This is a genomic window from Kitasatospora sp. NBC_01539 (assembly GCF_045040525.1).
Taxonomy (GTDB): Bacteria; Actinomycetota; Actinomycetes; order Streptomycetales; family Streptomycetaceae; genus Kitasatospora.
In genome coordinates, this window is the sequence record NZ_CP109390.1 from 2,631,802 (window position 1) to 2,648,297 (window position 16,496).

Below are 16,496 nucleotides of genomic sequence, written 5' to 3' on the forward strand. Positions count from 1 at the left end.
GCGGGGGCACGGCCGTCCCCGCTCCCCGCCGCGCCTTCCGTCCGCCGCAGATCCCGACGATCCCACCCCTCCCGGAGGTCGACCGCATGTCCCCCGAAGCCCCCTCTCCAGAGCCCGTGGACACCGGGCGCCAGGGCACCCGGCGCCCCGCCGGCTCCCGCCCCGACAGCTCCCGCCCCACCGGCGACCGGCCCGGCGCCGGGCCGCCGGACACCGACGTCGCCGTGGTCGGCGGCGGACCCGTCGGCATGCTGCTGGCGTACGAGCTGGCGCTGCAGGGGATCCGCACCACCGTCCTGGAGCAACTGGCCCGCCCCACCGGCGAGTCCAAGGCGGGCACGCTGCACGCGCGCACCGCGCAGACCCTGCACCGGCGCGGACTCCTGGAAGCCGTCCAGCCGGGCCCGCACAAGGCGCGGTACAGCCGCGGCCCGGTGCCGTTCCACTTCGGCGGGATGTTCGAACTCGACCTCGCCGCGGTCGTCGACGAAGGACCGGCGATGGTCGGCAGCCCGCAGGCGTACGCCGAGCAGGTCTTCGCCCGGCTCGCCGAGGCGCTCGGCGCCCGCATCGTGCGCGACACCGAGGTCGTCGGCATCCGGCAGGACGACGACCGGGTGCACCTCACCGTCCGCGACGGCACCGGCGCCACCCGCACGGTGACCGCCGGATGGGCGGTGGGCTGCGACGGCGCCCGCAGCGCCGTGCGGCAGCTCAGCGGCATCCGCTTCACCGGCACCCCCGCCGGGGTGGGCGCCCTCATGGGCGAGGTCGAACTCCTCGACCCGTACGACGCGCCCGCCGGCTGGCAGCGCAACGAGCGCGGCTGGACGCTCGTCTGGCTCAACCCGTACGGCCGCAGCCGGGTGTCGACGTACGACTTCCGCGGGCCGCACCCGGACCGCGGCGCGCCCGTGACGCTCGCCGAGCTGCAGAGCGAGACCGAACGCATCGCCGGCCGCCCGGTGCCGATGGCCTCCCCGCGCTGGCTGACCCGCTTCAGCGACGCGGCGCTGCAGGCCGAGCAGTACCGCTCGGGCCGGGTGCTGCTCGCGGGCGACGCCGCGCACGTGCACTTCCCGGCGGGCGGCCAGGGGCTCAACCTCGGCCTTCAGGACGCCGTGAACCTCGGCTGGAAGCTCGCCGCCGAGGTCCGCGGCGACGCCCCCGCCGGGCTGCTCGACACCTACCACGCCGAACGCCACCCGGCCGCCGCCGAGGTGCTGTGGAACGTCCGGGCCCAGGTGGCCCTGATGAACCCCGACCCCCGCACGGACGCGCTGCGCGACCTCTTCGTCCGGCTCATGCACATGCCGCAGGTCAACACCTACCTCTCCGGCATGATCAGCGGCACGGGCGTGCACTACGACACCGGGCCGCACACCGACCCGCTGGCCGGCCGGCTCACCCCCGACCTGCCGCTGAAGACCCCGGAGGCCCGCACCGGCGTCGCCCGGCTGCTGCGCGCCGCGAAGCCCCTGCTGCTCGACCTCGCCGACCGCGCGGACCTGCGGGCGGCCGCCGCGCCCTGGGGCCCCCGGGTGGTCACCGTCACGGCGGTGACCGACGCACCGCCCGCCGACGCCCTGCTGGTGCGGCCCGACGGCTACACCGCGTGGAGCGCCACCGACCCCGACCACGACGCCGCCTCCCTCACCGCCGCCCTGCGCGCCTGGATCGGCGAGCCCGCCGCCCCCTGACCGCCGAGCCGTCATGACCGCCGACTCCTGACCGAAGGGGCCGCCCGGCACGGTGTTCCGTGCCGGGCGGCCCCGTCCGTGCGCCGCGGCGCCTTCCGTGTGCCCGCGGCGCCCTGCGTGTCCCCTGCGCTACGGCAGCCGGATCGACTGACCGTGGTTGAAGCGGTTCTTCGGGTCGTACTTCGCCTTGACCTGCTGCAGACGCGGGTAGTTGGCGCCGTAGTAGAGCGTGTACCAGGGCACGCCGGAGCGGTTGTGCCGCGGGTCGTTGAGGTCGATGTCGCAGTAGTTCACGTAGCAGCCGTCGGTGGTGTCACCGGGCACCGGCACCCCGCCGGTCGTGCGGTACGTCTCCTCGTACGCGTCGCGCAGCCAGCCGATGTTGACCGCGTCGTCGGCCGCCGACGGCCAGTAGCTCTGGAAGAGCAGCTTGAAGACGGAGTCACGGTGCACGGTCGCCGTCGCACCTGGCGCCACCGCGTTGACCGCGCCGCCGTACGAGCTGAGCAGCACCATCGCACCGGGGTTGTCGAGGTCGGTGCGGGTGAGGTGCTTCCAGAACGTCGCGATCTGCGCGTCCGTCAGATTCCGCTTGTGGAAGGCCGACTTGTAGTCGCCGCGCAGGCTCGGGTCGACCAGCGTGCTGTTGGTGGTGCCGAGGTAGCGGGCCGACTGCAGCCACGGCATGCGCTGCGGCGTGTAGTACTCGGGCATCGGGCCGTGCTCGCCCATCGCGGTGGTGACCGGCCCGGTCGGGATCTCGACGCCCTCGGTCACGGCCGCCACGAAGTCGTGCAGCAGCTGTTCGGCGTTCGGCACCGTCGCGTCCATCTGCGTGAGCAGGCCGATCTGGCCGTTGGAGCGGTGGTTGAGCTTGAGGAAGCTCATCAGACCGCCGTACGGGCCGCCCGGCGCGGAGTTCGCGACGTGCCAGGCACCGAAGTTGCGGGTGAGCCGGGTGAAGGCCGCCTCGGTGAGCTGCGCCCAGTCCCAGGAGATCGCGCTGATGAAGACCTCGGCCGGGGGCCGGAGTAGGGCCTGCCCGGGAGAGGTGCCCACGGCGTTCGGCGACCGGAACCAGTAGCGGGTGATGACGCCGAAGTTGCCGCCGCCACCGCCGGTGTGGGCCCACCACAGGTCGCGCTCGGGGTCGCCGGGCTCCCGGGTCGCCACCACGACGCGGGCGGTGCCGGCCGCGTCGACGGTGACGACCTCGACGGCGTACAGGTGGTCGACTATGAGCCCGTGCTCGCGGGCCAGCATGCCCCAGCCGCCACCGCTGACGTGCCCGCCCGCTCCGACGGAGTAGCACATACCACCGGGCACGGTGACGCCCCACACCTTGTAGAGGCGCTCGTAGACGTCCAGCAGGGTCGCACCGGCCTCGACCGCGAAGGCCTTGAACCGGTCGTCCCAGGAGACCGACGTCATCTCGGACATGTCGAGGACGATCTGGGTGGAGGCGTTGAAGACGAAGTCCTCGTAGCAGTGCCCGCCGCTGTGCACGGTCAGCTTCTTGCCGGCCCGCGCCGCCTCCTGCACCACCGCGAGCACCTGGGCGGTGGAGTCGACGACCCGCACCGACTCCGGGTTGCCGACCCAGCGCTGGTTCATGCCGCGCACCAGGTCGCGGTAGCGGGCGTCGGCGGGGGTGACCTCGGCGGCGCCGAACTCCGGGGCCGGCGACGGCTGCGGCGCCGCACCGGGTACGGCCGGGGCCGGCGGGCGCGGCGCCGCGAGAGCGGGGCCCGCTCCGGCGGTGACGACCGCGCCGGCCCCGAGGGCGGCCGCGCCGCCCAGGATTCTGCGGCGGCTCGGCATCCCGATCTGTTCCGTGCTCATGACGTGGAAGGACCTTTCTGCGCAGGGTGGTTCGGCTCCGGGAGGTTCGACCCGAAGAGAAGTGGTGCGGTTCCAGGAGGTGGTGCGGTTCCAGGAGGTGGTGCGGTCTCGGCGGGTGGCCGGTCACGCGTGCCGGGCGATCCGCTCCGCGAGGCGCGGCAGCAGCCGCAGCGCGTTGGCCCGCCCGACGGCCGCCCGCTGGGTCTCGTCCCAGCCCGCGTACGTGCGGAACCCGTCGGTGTTCTCCGTGGTGTGCGACGCCGGCATGAACGGGAAGTCGCTGCCGTACAGGATGCGGTCGGTGCCGGCGAGTTCGGTGAGCGCGGGCAGGGCGAAGGGGTTGGCGGACATCGCGATGTCGTAGTGCAGGCGGCGGAGCGTGCCGACCACGTCGGCGGGTGCCCGCCCGGCGAGGTACGCGCCGATGGTGGGCCCGTGCGTGAGCCGCTGCGCGAGGAACGGCAGGGTGCCGCCGGCGTGCGAGAGGATCAACTGCAGGCCGGGCAGCCGGTCGAGGACCCCGTCGAAGAGCAGGCCGGCCACCGTACGGGTCGTCTCGAAGGTGAACTCGTAGAGCGAGGGCGGCAGGTCGAAGGTGACGAGGTCCGCGGCGGGCGGCACCACCGGGTGCACGTGGACGGCGAGTCCGCGCTCGGCGATCTCGGCGAGCAGCGGTTCGAAGGCAGGGTCGTTGAGGTAGCGGCTGCCGTAACTGCTCAGCAGGCCGACCCCGTCGAGTCCGAGTTCGTCGACGGCGTAGTGGAGTTCCTCACGGGCCGCGGCGACGTCCGGCAGCGGCAGGATCGCGAACGCGCCGAACCGGGCCGGGTGGGCGGCGATCAGCCCGGCGAAGTACTCGTTGACCGTGCGGGCGAGCTTGCGCGCCTCGTCGCCCTCGGCGAAGGTCACGCCCGGCGCGGTGATGGAGAGCACCGCCGCGTCGATGCCGTGGCGGTCCATCACCTCCAGGCTCTCCTCGGGCGACCAGTGGGGGTAGTCGACGCCGGGGATGGCCACCCGGTCGGCGAGGGCCGCGGCGTACTCCGGCGGCACGGCGTGGTGGTGGACGTCGATGAGTCCGGTGGGCGCGGGCATGGCAGCCTCCAGCGTCTCTGTCACGGGGTGGGTGCTCCTGGTCGCGGGGTCATCCGAGGTACTCGTCGCCGAATTCGGCGGCCACCCGCAGGGCCCTTTCCACATCGAGGTCGTACTGGGCCTGCGGGGGCGGCGGGGCACCGTCGTCGGCGGGGACGCCAGCGCCCAGGAAGAATCCGTCCTTGCCGCCGGGGACGAACATGATGAGGAGTTTCGACGGCTCGTCGCCGACATTCGTGAAGTTGTGCACGGAGCCCCGCGGGACATGCACGAACGAACCCGTGCCGAGGGCGAGTTTCTCCGTGCCGTCGAAGAGGGCGACCTCGCCCTCCAGCACGTAGAAGGCCTCGTCCTCGCGGTGGTGGATGTGCGGGGGCGGCCCACCGCCCGGCGGTACCAGGGCCTCCATCATGAAGAAGCCCGGACCGGTGTTGTGCAGGCCCGACTTGATCGTGTAGCGGTCACCGAAGGCCCATCGGCTCGGTCCCGCGCCGGGTGGCACGTGGACGACCCGGCTCGACCACTGCTCCTCGAAACTCAAGAAAAGGCCTCCGTTCCTGCACACGGGGCGGGGCCCGGTCGGTCCCGCGGTCGGCTCAGGCGAGTTTCCGCAGCACCGCGGGGACGGGGCAAGGGACGGCCGGTGACTGTGTCAGGTCGGGAATGGCGGGACCGGCACCTGACAAAGTTCAGGAACGCACTTCTTTTCCGCTCGCCGCATCCCGGACAGTCGTTCCCAGACCACTTCCAGGGAGGCACCCCTTGAACAGAGTCCATGCATTCATCCGCTCTCTGCCGGCCCGTCAGCAGCCGGACTGGGAGGACCATCCGGAGCTTCCCGCCGTGCGGGAGGAACTCGGCATGCTCCCGCCCCTCGTGACCCCCGCGGAGACCGACACCCTGCGCCAGCACCTGGCGGAGGCGGCCGGCGGCCGGATCCAGATCGTGCAGACCGGCGACTGCGCCGAGGACTGGGCGGAGACGACGCCGGGCGAGGTCGCCCGCCGGGCCGGGCTGCTGGACATGCTGGCCGGGGCGATGAAGATGATCTCCCACAAGCCGGTCCTGCGGGTCGGCCGCCTCGCCGGCCAGTACGCCAAGCCCCGCTCCAGCCCCACCGAGACCGTCGGAGGAGTCGAACTCCCCGTCTACCGCGGCCACATGGTGAACGCGCCGGAGCCCGACCCCGAGCTGCGCCGCCCCGACCCGCGCCGCATGCTCACCGGCTACCACGCCGCCGCCGAGGTCATGGGCCACCTCGGCTGGCGTACGGGACGCACCGCCGCCCGGATCGACGGCGAGGTGTGGACCAGCCACGAGGCGCTGCTGCTGGACTACGAGCTGCCCCAGCTGCGCCGCCAGCCGGACGGCCGGCTGCTGCTCACCTCCACCCACTGGCCGTGGATCGGCGAGCGCACCCGCCAGGTCGACGGCGCCCACGTGGCGATGCTCGCCGCCGTCGCCAACCCGGTGTCGGTGAAGGTCGGCCCCACGGCGGACACGGACGAGCTCCTGGCCCTGTGCGAACGGCTCGACCCCGACCACGTGCCCGGCCGGCTCACCCTGATCGCCCGGATGGGCAGTGCGGCCGTCGCCGACCGGCTGCCCCCGCTGGTGGCCGCCGTCCGCGCCGCCGGGCACCCCGTGATCTGGCTGACGGACCCGATGCACGGCAACACCCTGACCGCGCCGGACGGCCTCAAGACCCGGCTGGTGGAGACCGTCGTGCACGAGGTCGAGGAGTTCCACACCGCCGTCACCGAGAGCGGCGGCACCGCCGGCGGCCTGCACCTGGAGACCACGCCGTCCGAGGTCACCGAGTGCGTGCGCGACCACTCGCGGCTGCACGAGGTCGGCCTGAAGTACACGAGCTTCTGCGATCCGCGGCTGAACCCGGGGCAGGCCGTGACGGTCGCCTCCGCCTGGCGCGGCTGAACCGCCCCCGGCCGGACCGGGCCGACCTGCCGCCCGTCCGCGGCAGCACGGCAGCACCGCAGCACCGCAGCACCGGCACTCCCCCGCACTGCCCGGCACCTGCCTCACCCCCGCGCACCCGTACCGCCCCTGCCGTCCCTCGCCGCGCCCACGGCGCGGCCGACCCGGAGGTCAGCAGCACATGACGGAGAAAACCGCCCTCGTCACCGGCGCGGCCGGCGGCATCGGGGCCGCGGTCGTCCACGACCTCGCCGCACGCGGCATCACCGTGGCCGCGGTCGACCGCGATCCGGACCGGCTCGCGCAGGTCGTCGCCGAGGTGACGGCCCACGGCCTGCGGGCCGAGGCCTTCCCGTGCGACGTCACCTCGTCCGCCGCGGTGGAACGCACCGTCGACGAGGTCGAGCGGCGTCTCGGCCCCCTCACCGATCTGGTCAACGCGGCCGGGGTGCTGCGGCTGGCCAGGGCCGTCGACCTCACGGACGACGACTGGTCCGCGACGTTCGCGGTCAACACCACCGGCGTGTTCCACGTCTCGCGGGCGGTCGTCGCCCGGATGGTGCCGCGGAGGTCCGGCGCGGTGGTCACCGTCGCGTCGAACGCCGCGGGCACCGCCCGCCAGGACATGGCCGCGTACGCCGCGTCCAAGGCGGCGGCGACGATGTTCACCAAGTGCCTCGGCCTGGAGGTCGCGCAGTACGGCATCCGCTGCAACGTCGTCGCGCCCGGCTCCACCGACACCCCGATGCTCACCGCGATGTGGCACGACACGGACGGCGCCAAGGTGTCCGTCGAGGGCGTGCCCGAGGCGTTCCGGGTGGGCATCCCGCTCGGCCGGCTCGCCCGGCCCGCCGACGTCGCCGACGCCGTCGCGTTCCTGCTGTCCGACCGGGCCGCGCACATCACCCTGCACGACCTCACCGTCGACGGCGGCGCCGCGCTGGGCGTCTGACGCCCGCAGGGCCGACCGCCCGCACCCCGGCACCGTCCGCACCCCCTGCACCGCGGCACCGTCCACGTCCGCATCCCCGCACCGTCCGCATCCCCGCCAAGCTCCGCAGAGAGGACCCCATGGCCGGCCTGCCCGCCATCACCCCCTACCCGATGCCCGCCGCGACCGACCTGCCGGCCTCCACCGCCCGCTGGACGGTCGACCCCGACCGGGCCGTACTGCTCCTGCACGACATGCAGCGCTACTTCCTGCAGCCGCTGCCCGCCGAGCCCGGCGACGCCCTGCTGCGCAACGCCGTACGGCTGCGCGAGGAGGCCGCCCGGCACGGTGTGCCGGTCGCGTACACCGCGCAGCCCGGCGGCATGTCGGACACCGACCGCGGACTGCTGAAGGACTTCTGGGGCCCCGGCATGCGGGTCGCCCCGGAGGACCGCAAGGTGGTCGATCCGCTCGAACCCGTCGAGGACGACTGGGTGTTCACCAAGTGGCGGTACAGCGCGTTCTTCCGCACCGACCTGCTGGAGCGGCTGCGCCGCGCCGGACGCGACCAGTTGGTCGTGTGCGGGGTGTACGCCCACGTCGGCGTGCTGATGAGCGCGGTCGACGCCTTCACCAACGACATCGAGACCTTCCTCGTCGCCGACGCGGTCGCCGACTTCTCCGCGGCCTACCACCGGCAGGCGCTGGCGTACGCGGCCGAGCGGTGCGCGGTCGTGACCACGACCGCCGCCGTCGCGGACGCCCTCGCCGCCGGACTCGTCGCCCACGGGGGGCGGCGGTGACCGCACCGGCCCGTGCCACGGACCTGCTGGACGACGTGCTGACGGGCACCCGGTCGGCGTACGCCCTGCTGTACCGCCCGGAGTCGTCCGGCGGCGACGTGCTGGAGGTGCTGCTCGGGGAGGTCGGCGACGTCGGCGCGATCGGCGACATCCCGGTGCCGGAGGGCGACGGCGGCGGCCGCCACCAGGTGCTGGCGGTGCTGCCGTACCGGCAGATCGCGGAGCGCGGCTACGCCGTCAACGACGACCGCGAACCACTGCTCGCCATGACCGTGCACGAGCAGGCGGCGGTGCCGCTGCAGGAGGCGCTGCACCGGCTGCCCGACGATCCGGTGGCGCTGCGGGACGGACGCTTCGACGTGGACGACGCGCAGTACGCCGCCCTGGTGCGGGAGGTGATCGACCGGGAGATCGGCAGCGGCGAGGGCGCGAACTTCGTGGTGAAGCGGTCGTTCGTCGCCGACATCTCCGACTGCACGCCGCGCACCGCGCTGTCGTTCCTGCGGCGGCTGCTGCAGCGCGAGACCGGTGCGTACTGGACGTTCCTGGTGCACACCGGGGAGCGGACGTTCGTGGGGGCGAGCCCTGAGCGGCACGTCAGCCTGCGCGGCGGCACCGCCGTGATGAACCCGATCAGCGGCACCTACCGCTACCCCGCGGCGGGCCCGGACCTCGCGGGCGTGCTGGACTTCCTCGCCGACCGCAAGGAGGCCGACGAGCTGTACATGGTCGTCGACGAGGAACTGAAGATGATGGCCCGGATCTGCGACGGCGGCGGCCGGGTCACCGGCCCGTACCTCAAGGAGATGGCGCGGCTCGCGCACACCGAGTACTTCATCGAGGGCCGCTCCTCGCGGGACGTCCGGGAGATCCTGCGGGAGACGCTGTTCGCCCCGACCGTGACGGGCTCGCCGCTGGAGAGCGCCTGCCGGGTGATCAGCCGGTACGAGCCGGAGGGGCGCGGCTACTACAGCGGTGTCCTGGCGCTGATCGGCCGCGACGAGCTGGGCGGCCGCACCCTCGACTCGGCGATCATGATCAGGACCGCCGACATCAGCGCGGCCGGCCGGCTGCGCATCGGGGTCGGCGCGACGCTGGTGCGCCACTCCGACCCGTGGGGCGAGGTCGCGGAGACCCGGGCGAAGGCCGCCGGGCTCCTCGCGGCCCTGGAGGACGGCGGCACCCGGCGGTTCGCCGACCACCCGGAGGTGCGGGAGGTGCTGGGCCGCCGCAACGACACCATCGCCGACTTCTGGCTGCGCCGCCCCGTCGACCGGGCGGAGCCGGTGGCCGGACTCGCGGGCCGGCGGGTGCTCGTGGTCGACGCGGAGGACACCTTCACCTCCATGCTGGCCCAGCAACTCGGCTCCACCGGGCTGGAGGTGACCGTCCGGCGCTTCGACGAGCCCTACCGCACCGACGGCTACGACCTGCTGCTGTTCGGCCCCGGCCCGGGCGACCCGCGGGACACCGCCCACCCCAAGATCGCGCACCTCGCGGCGGCCGTCGGCGAACGGCTGGCGCAGCGGCTGCCGTTCGTCGCCGTCTGCCTGAGCCACCAGGTGCTGAGCGCGCGGCTCGGCCTCGACCTCGTCCGCCGGGACGCGCCCGCCCAGGGCGTGCGGCGCGGCATCGACCTCTTCGGCCGCACCGAACAGGTCGGCTTCTACAACACGTTCGCCGCGCGCAGCGCCCACGACCTCGTCGAGCACCCGGAGTTCGGCGCCGTCGAGGTGAGCCGGGACACCGCCGGCGGTGAGGTGCACGCCCTGCGCGGCCGGGGTTTCGCCTCGGTGCAGTTCCACCCGGAGTCGGTGCTGACCGACGACGGCGTGCGGATCCTCGCCGGTCTGATGACGGGGGTGCTGCAGTCGTGCACGCCGTGATCGCCTGGTGGGACCTCGCGGGGTCGCCGCAGACCGTCGAGTCGCTGCGGGAGTTCCTGCGCGAGGAGGCCGTCGGCCGGTACGCGGCCGTGCCGGGGCTGCGGTTGAAGTTCTGGATCTCCGACCGGGCCGCGGGCCGCTGGGGCGCGGTCTTCCTGTGGGAGTCCGCGGAGTCGGCGGAGCGCGCGGCCGTCGAGCTGCCGCCGCGGGCGGCGGAGCTGATCGGCGGGCCGCCGGCCGTCCGGCTCGCCTTCGACGTGGAGGCGACCGTCGAGGGCGTCTTCGAGGCCGCCGCGCTCGGCGGGCGCGGCCTGCTGTGGGAGGGGTGAGCCCTCCGGTGCCGCCCGTACCCGCCTCCGGCCACCCCGCTCCTCCCGGCCGGCCCGCCCTTTCCGGTCCGCACGCCCTTCCCGGCCACCCCGCTCTTCCCGGTCCGCCCGGCGGGCCGCACCGACCGTTCGCACCGAGAGGAGACCGACAGCGATGACGGAGACAGTGATCGCCGGCGGCGGCATCGGCGGGCTCGCCGCGGCCGTGGCCGTCGCGGCGGCCGGGCACCGGGTGACGGTGCTGGAGCGCCGGGAGGAGTTCGCGGAGCTCGGCGCGGGCATCCAGCTCGGCCCGAACGCCTTCCACGCGCTCGACCGGCTCGGGGTGGGCGACGCCGTCCGCGACCGCGCCGTCTTCATCGACGAGCTGCGGTTCATGGACGGCACCACCGGCGAGCGCGTCACCGCGATGCCCCTCACCGGCGCCTACCGGGAGCGCTTCGGCAACCCGTACGCGGTCGTGCACCGCGGCGACCTCTACCAGCCGCTGCTCGACGCCTGCCGGGCGCACGAGGGGATCCGCCTGCTCGGCGGCCGCCGCGTCGTGCGCTACGTGCAGGACGGCGGTCCGGCCACCGCCGTCACCGACGACGGCGAGCGGTTCACCGGCGACGTGCTGGTCGGCGCCGACGGCATCCGGTCGGCCGTCCGCGAGCAGCTGCTCGGCGACGGGGAGCCGCGGGTGTCCGGGCACACCATCTACCGCTCGGTGATCCCGATGGACCGGGTGCCGCCGGAGCTGCGGTGGAACACCGTCACCCTGTGGGCCGGGCCGAAGTGGCACTTCGTGCACTACCCGATCGGCGGCGGCGCGTTCCTCAACCTGGCCGCCACCCGGGACGACGGCGCGGCCGAGGCCGTCGCCGGGGTGCCTGCGGAGCGCGCGCACGTGCTCGGCGAGTTCCCCGACCTGGGGGCGACCGCCCGCGCCCTGCTCGAACTCGGCGAGGAGTGGCGCCGCTGGGTGCTGTGCGACCGCGACCCCGCGGACACCTGGACCGACGGCCGGGTCGCCCTGCTCGGCGACGCCGCCCACCCGATGCTGCAGTACGCCGCCCAGGGCGCCTGCACGGCCCTGGAGGACGCGGTCGTCCTGGGCGGCCTGCTCGACGGCGCCGGGGCGGCCGACCCCGCCGGCGCCCTGCTGCGGTACGCGGCGCTGCGGCGCGGCCGTACGGCCCGGGCGCAGCTGGTGGCCCGCGAGATGGGTCGCCAGCTGTACCACCCGGCGGGCGACGCGGCGAAGGCCCGCAACGAGCGGCTCGCCGGGTACGGCCCGGAGGGCCTGTACGACGCGGTGGCGTGGCTGCACGGCTCGCGGACGTTCACCGGGGCCGGGTGACCGCGCACCGCCGCCGGGCCGGGAACGCCCGTGGGCCCCATCCGTCCGGATGGGGCCCACGGCTGCGTGCGGGGAGCGTCAGCCCAGGATCGCGAGCGCCTGGTTGAACGTCTCCGACGGGCGCATGACGGCCGAGGCCCTGGCCGGGTCGGGCTGGTAGTAGCCGCCGATCTCGACCGGCGAGCCCTGCACCGCGATCAGCTCGGCGACGATGGTCTCCTCCTGCTCGGCGAGGGTCTTCGCCAGCTCGGCGAAGGCCTCGGCCAGCTCGGCGTCCCCGGTCTGCCGCGCCAGCTCCTGGGCCCAGTAGAGGGCGAGGTAGAAGTGGCTGCCGCGGTTGTCGATGCCGCCGAGGCGGCGGCTCGGCGACTTGTCCTCGTTGAGGAAGGTCGCGGTGGCGCGGTCGAGGGTGTCGGCGAGCACCTGGGCGCGGGCGTTGCCGGTGGTCTGCGCGAGGTGCTCGAAGCTGACCGCGAGCGCGAGGAACTCGCCCAGGCTGTCCCAGCGCAGGTAGTTCTCCTTGACCAGCTGCTGGACGTGCTTCGGGGCGGAGCCGCCGGCGCCGGTCTCGAAGAGGCCGCCGCCGTTCATCAGCGGGACGACCGACAGCATCTTGGCGCTGGTGCCCAGCTCCAGGATCGGGAAGAGGTCGGTCAGGTAGTCGCGGAGCACGTTGCCGGTGACGGAGATGGTGTCCTCGCCGCGGCGGATGCGCTCCAGGGAGAACGCGGTCGCCTCGACCGGGGAGAGGATCTCGATCTGCAGGCCCTCGGTGTCGTGCTGCGGCAGGTACGCCCGCACCTTCCCGATGAGCTGGGCGTCGTGCGCGCGCTCGGCGTCGAGCCAGAAGACGGCCGGGTTGCCGGTGGCGCGGGCGCGGCCGACGGCGAGCTTGACCCAGTCCTGGATCGGCGCGTCCTTGGTCTGGCACATGCGGAAGATGTCGCCGGCGGCGACCTGCTGCTCCAGCACGGCGTTGCCCGCGGCGTCGACGACGCGGACGGTGCCCGCGGCGGCGATCTCGAAGGTCTTGTCGTGGCTGCCGTACTCCTCGGCCTTCTGCGCCATCAGGCCGACGTTGGGCACGGAGCCCATGGTGGCCGGGTCGTAGGCGCCGTGGGCGCGGCAGTCGTCGATGACGACCTGGTAGACGCCGGAGTAGCTGCTGTCCGGCAGCACGGCCAGGGTGTCGGCCTCGGCGCCGTCCGGGCCCCACATGTGGCCGGAGGTGCGGATCATGGCCGGCATCGAGGCGTCGACGATGACGTCGCTCGGCACGTGCAGGTTGGTGATGCCGCGGTCGGAGTCGACCATCGCGAGGGCGGGGCCCTCGGCGAGCTCGGCGTCGAAGGAGGCCTTGACGGCGTCGCCCTCGGGCAGCGCCTCCAGGCCCTTGAGGATGCCGCCGAGGCCGTCGTTGGGGCTGAGGCCGGCCGCGGCCAGGGTCTCGCCGTAGGCGGCGAAGGTCTTCGGGAAGAACGCGCGCACGACGTGGCCGAAGACGATCGGGTCGGAGACCTTCATCATCGTGGCCTTGAGGTGCACGGAGAAGAGCACGCCCTCGGTCTTGGCGCGGACGACCTGCGCGGCGAGGAACTCGCGGAGCGCGGCGACCCGCATGACCGACGCGTCGACGACCTCGCCGGCGAGCACCTTGACGGACTCGCGCAGCACCGTGGTGGTGCCGTCCTCGGCGACCAGCTCGATGCGGAGCGCGCCCGCCTCGGCGACGACCGCGGACTTCTCGGTGGAGCGGAAGTCGTCGGCGCCCATGGTGGCGACGTTGGTCTTCGACCCGGAGGTCCAGGCGCCCATGCGGTGCGGGTGCGCCTTGGCGTAGTTCTTGACCGAGGCGGGGGCCCGGCGGTCGGAGTTGCCCTCGCGCAGGACGGGGTTGACCGCGCTGCCCTTGATCTTGTCGTAGCGCGCGCGGACGTCCTTGTCCTCGTCGCTCTTCGGGTCGTCCGGGTAGTCCGGCAGCGCGTAGCCCTGCTGCTGGAGCTCGGCGACGGCCGCCTTGAGCTGCGGGATCGAGGCCGAGACGTTGGGCAGCTTGATGATGTTCGCGCCCGGCGTCTTGGCGAGCTCGCCGAGCTCGGCGAGCGCGTCCGCGATGCGCTGCTCCTCCTGGAGGAACTCCGGGAAGCTCGCGATGATCCGGCCCGCCAGGGAGATGTCGCGGCTCTCCACGCCGACCCCGGCCGTCGAGGCGTAGGCCTTCACGACGGGCAGGAACGAATACGTCGCCAAGGCCGGGGCCTCGTCGGTGTGGGTGTAGATGATGGTCGAGTCAGTCACCGGGTGCTCCGCTCCACGTCTGCAACATTGCTCGACATCAAGATATCTCCTGGGCGGCCCCCTCTCGACAGGACCCTGGGTCGAGCCGCGCGGATCCCGTCCTCCGGAACGGCGCGGGCGCCGGACGAGGGGCACCGCCGCGGCATTGTTGAAAATGAAAACCGATCTCGCTAAATTCTTCCCCGGCACCGCCGTGCCCCCCGGACCGAGAGGGAGACCCGTGGCACATCTGTTGGTCGTCGAGAGCTGGGTGGGCTCCATGAGCAGCCTCCTGCCGCGCGCCGTCGGGAAGGGCGGCCACCGCTTCACCTTCCTCACCCGCGACCTGCACCACTACCTGCGCGCCGCACCCGCCGCCCCCGCCGGCCCCCCGCACCCGCTGCTCGACGCCGCCCACGTGATCAGCGCCGACACCAACGACCCCGACACCCTGCTGCCGTGGACCGAGCGCCTGCACGACGTCCTCCGCTTCGACGGGGTCGCCTCGTCCTGCGACTACTACCTGCCGCTCGCCGCCCGCCTCGCCGAACGCCTCGGCCTGCCCGGCCCCGCCCCCACGGCCGTCACCGCCGCCTGCCGCAAGGACCTCACCCGCCACGTCCTCGCCGCCGCCGGCGTGCCCGGGCCGCGCTTCGCGTCCTGCCACGACCTCGCCGGCGCCACCGCCGCGGCCGCGGACCTCGGCTACCCCCTGGTCGTCAAACCCGTCGACCTCTGCGCCGGCATGCTCGTCCGCCGGGTCGACGACGCCGCCGCACTCGCCGAGGCGTTCCGCGCGCTCGCCGCCTTCCCCGTCAACGCCCGCGGCCAGCACCGCGAACGCACCGTCCTCCTGGAGGAACTGCTCACCGGCCCCGAGGTCAGCGTGGAGACCGTCTCGTACGACGGCCGGGCCCACGTCGTCGGCGTCACCGACAAGACCCTCACCGGCGCACCGGCCTTCGTCGAGGCCGGCCACATGTTCCCGGCCGCCCTCGACCCGGCCGACGCCCGCGCCGCCGCCGACACCGCCGTCCGCGCCCTGCACGCCCTCGGCCTCGACCAGGTCGTCGCCCACACCGAGATCAGGCTCACCCCGCACGGCCCCCGCGTCGTGGAGGTCAACCCGCGCCCCGCCGGCAACCGCATCACCGAGCTCGTCCGGCGGGTCACCGGCATCGACCTCGCCGCCGCCTGCGTCGACCTCGCCCTCGGACACCGGCCCGACCTCGACCCCCGGCCCACCGGCGTCACCAGCGCCGCCATCGCCTTCCTGCTGCCCGACCGGGACGGCCGCCTCACCGCCGTCGACGGCGCCGACACCCTGCGCGACGACCCCGCCCTCGTCGAACTCACCCTCGCCGCCCCCGGACGCGAGGTACGCCACGCCGTCTCCAACAACGAGTACCTCGGCCACGTCATGACCACCGACCCCCGCGGCCCCGGCGCCCGCCGCACCGCCGAAACCCTCCTCGCCCGCCTCACCCCCCGCTACGCCGACCGAGTGGCGGCCCCCGCGTGCTGACCCTCGCCACCCTCACCGACCGCGCCCGCACCGGCGCCCTCGGCCCCGACCCCGCCGGGCAGCGCATCGCCCTCGCCTTCACCACCGTGCAGGCCGTCCGACACGGCGGCCGCACCGGCGGCTACCGCAACGAGGTGCTCAGCCTGCGCCTCGGCGCCGCCACCGGATCCTGCGCCGTCGAACCCGGCACCCTGCCCGCCCACGCCCTCGACGACTGCGTCGGCGCGAGCGTCGCCGACCTCCTCGGCCACCCCCTCCCCGCCGTCCGGATCGCCGCCCTCGACGCCTACCTGATGGCCGCCCGCCCCCACGGCCCGGCCCACGGCGCCCGCCCCCACCCGCTGCCCGCCGGCGACACCCTCGCCAGATCCCGCGCCCGCGCCGCCGCCGTCGTCGACCTGCTGCCCCTCGACCGGGTGCGCCGCGTCCTGGTCGTCGGCGTCGTCAACTCCCTGCTGGAGCAGCTGCGCCGGCACGGCACCGGCTACGAGCCCTGCGACCTCAAGGGCGGCACCACCGAATGGGGCGAGGCCGTGCACACCGACACCCACGCCGTGCTCGACCGCTGCGACGCCCTCCTCGTCTCCGGCATGACCCTCGGCAACGGCACCTTCGACCCGCTGCTCGCCCACGCCCGGCACACCGGCAAACCCCTCGTCGCCTTCGCCCAGACCGGCAGCGCCGTCCTGCCGCACTTCCTCGGCGACGGCGTCACCGCGGTCTCCGCCGAGCCCTACCCGTTCTTCTGGCTCGACGGCGGTCCCGGCGTGCTCCACCGCTACGGCGGTGCCCGATGACGGCGCCCGCCCTGCTGCCCCCTGCGGGCCCTGT

13 protein-coding genes are annotated in these 16,496 nt (G+C 74.2%); 9 read left to right on the top strand and 4 right to left on the bottom strand.

What is annotated here, in order from left to right:
* The first annotated feature begins 116 nt into the window (after nt 1-116).
* On the top strand, nt 117-1,700 hold the full coding sequence (locus OG335_RS11270; protein ID WP_405010945.1) for an FAD-dependent oxidoreductase: 1,584 nt from the start codon (nt 117-119) through the stop codon (nt 1,698-1,700).
* A 129-nt stretch (nt 1,701-1,829) separates the two neighbouring features.
* Here OG335_RS11270 and OG335_RS11275 read toward each other — a convergent pair whose 3' ends face one another.
* From OG335_RS11275 to OG335_RS11285, 3 genes are all read right to left on the bottom strand, one after another.
* Complete coding sequence (locus OG335_RS11275; RefSeq protein ID WP_405010946.1) at nt 1,830-3,542, bottom strand: FAD-binding oxidoreductase; 1,713 nt, start codon at nt 3,540-3,542, stop codon at nt 1,830-1,832.
* Between the two features lie 123 nt (nt 3,543-3,665).
* Nucleotides 3,666-4,661, bottom strand: coding sequence for an amidohydrolase family protein (locus OG335_RS11280; protein ID WP_405010947.1), 996 nt, complete (start codon nt 4,659-4,661; stop codon nt 3,666-3,668).
* Between the two features lie 25 nt (nt 4,662-4,686).
* Nucleotides 4,687-5,178, bottom strand: a complete 492-nt coding sequence (locus tag OG335_RS11285; RefSeq protein WP_405010948.1) for a cupin domain-containing protein — start codon at nt 5,176-5,178, stop codon at nt 4,687-4,689.
* A 221-nt stretch (nt 5,179-5,399) separates the two neighbouring features.
* Here OG335_RS11285 and OG335_RS11290 point away from each other — a divergent pair, with 221 nt between their 5' ends.
* The 6 genes from OG335_RS11290 (at nt 5,400) to OG335_RS11315 (ending at nt 11,863) form a co-directional block, all read left to right on the top strand.
* A complete protein-coding gene (locus OG335_RS11290; RefSeq protein ID WP_405010949.1) occupies nt 5,400-6,572 on the top strand; it encodes a 3-deoxy-7-phosphoheptulonate synthase in 1,173 nt (390 codons plus the stop codon).
* Nucleotides 6,573-6,753: 181 nt separating this feature from the next.
* Nucleotides 6,754-7,524: a 2,3-dihydro-2,3-dihydroxybenzoate dehydrogenase gene (locus tag OG335_RS11295; RefSeq protein ID WP_405010950.1), complete on the top strand. Its 771-nt coding sequence runs from the start codon at nt 6,754-6,756 to the stop codon at nt 7,522-7,524.
* 119 nt (nt 7,525-7,643) lie between these two features.
* Nucleotides 7,644-8,306 (top strand): isochorismatase family protein, encoded by a 663-nt coding sequence (locus OG335_RS11300; protein ID WP_405010951.1) that lies wholly within the window; start codon nt 7,644-7,646, stop codon nt 8,304-8,306.
* On the top strand, nt 8,303-10,192 hold the full coding sequence (locus OG335_RS11305; protein WP_405010952.1) for an anthranilate synthase family protein: 1,890 nt from the start codon (nt 8,303-8,305) through the stop codon (nt 10,190-10,192). Before OG335_RS11300 ends, OG335_RS11305 begins: the two co-directional genes overlap by 4 nt.
* Nucleotides 10,180-10,521, top strand: coding sequence for a hypothetical protein (locus tag OG335_RS11310; protein WP_405010953.1), 342 nt, complete (start codon nt 10,180-10,182; stop codon nt 10,519-10,521). Before OG335_RS11305 ends, OG335_RS11310 begins: the two co-directional genes overlap by 13 nt.
* Nucleotides 10,522-10,675: 154 nt before the next feature.
* Nucleotides 10,676-11,863 (top strand): 3-hydroxybenzoate 6-monooxygenase, encoded by a 1,188-nt coding sequence (locus tag OG335_RS11315; protein ID WP_405010954.1) that lies wholly within the window; start codon nt 10,676-10,678, stop codon nt 11,861-11,863.
* 78 nt (nt 11,864-11,941) lie between these two features.
* Here the strand turns inward: OG335_RS11315 and OG335_RS11320 are convergent, their stop codons facing one another.
* Complete coding sequence (locus OG335_RS11320; RefSeq protein ID WP_405010955.1) at nt 11,942-14,161, bottom strand: NADP-dependent isocitrate dehydrogenase; 2,220 nt, start codon at nt 14,159-14,161, stop codon at nt 11,942-11,944.
* A 220-nt stretch (nt 14,162-14,381) separates the two neighbouring features.
* Between OG335_RS11320 and OG335_RS11325 the strand changes: the two genes are divergently transcribed.
* A complete protein-coding gene (locus OG335_RS11325) occupies nt 14,382-15,665 on the top strand; it encodes an ATP-grasp domain-containing protein (RefSeq protein ID WP_405010956.1) in 1,284 nt (427 codons plus the stop codon).
* Complete coding sequence (locus OG335_RS11330; RefSeq protein WP_405010957.1) at nt 15,659-16,462, top strand: Rossmann-like domain-containing protein; 804 nt, start codon at nt 15,659-15,661, stop codon at nt 16,460-16,462. Before OG335_RS11325 ends, OG335_RS11330 begins: the two co-directional genes overlap by 7 nt.
* The last annotated feature ends 34 nt before the right edge of the window (nt 16,463-16,496 follow it).

Bases quoted from the DNA above. Each gene is read 5' to 3' on its own strand.
- OG335_RS11275 (WP_405010946.1), bottom strand. From the start codon at position 3,542: ATGAGCACGGAACAGATCGGGATGCCGAGCCGCCGCAGAATCCTGGGC.
- OG335_RS11295 (WP_405010950.1), top strand. From the start codon at position 6,754: ATGACGGAGAAAACCGCCCTCGTCACCGGCGCGGCCGGCGGCATCGGG.
- OG335_RS11300 (WP_405010951.1), top strand. From the start codon at position 7,644: ATGGCCGGCCTGCCCGCCATCACCCCCTACCCGATGCCCGCCGCGACC.
- OG335_RS11315 (WP_405010954.1), top strand. From the start codon at position 10,676: ATGACGGAGACAGTGATCGCCGGCGGCGGCATCGGCGGGCTCGCCGCG.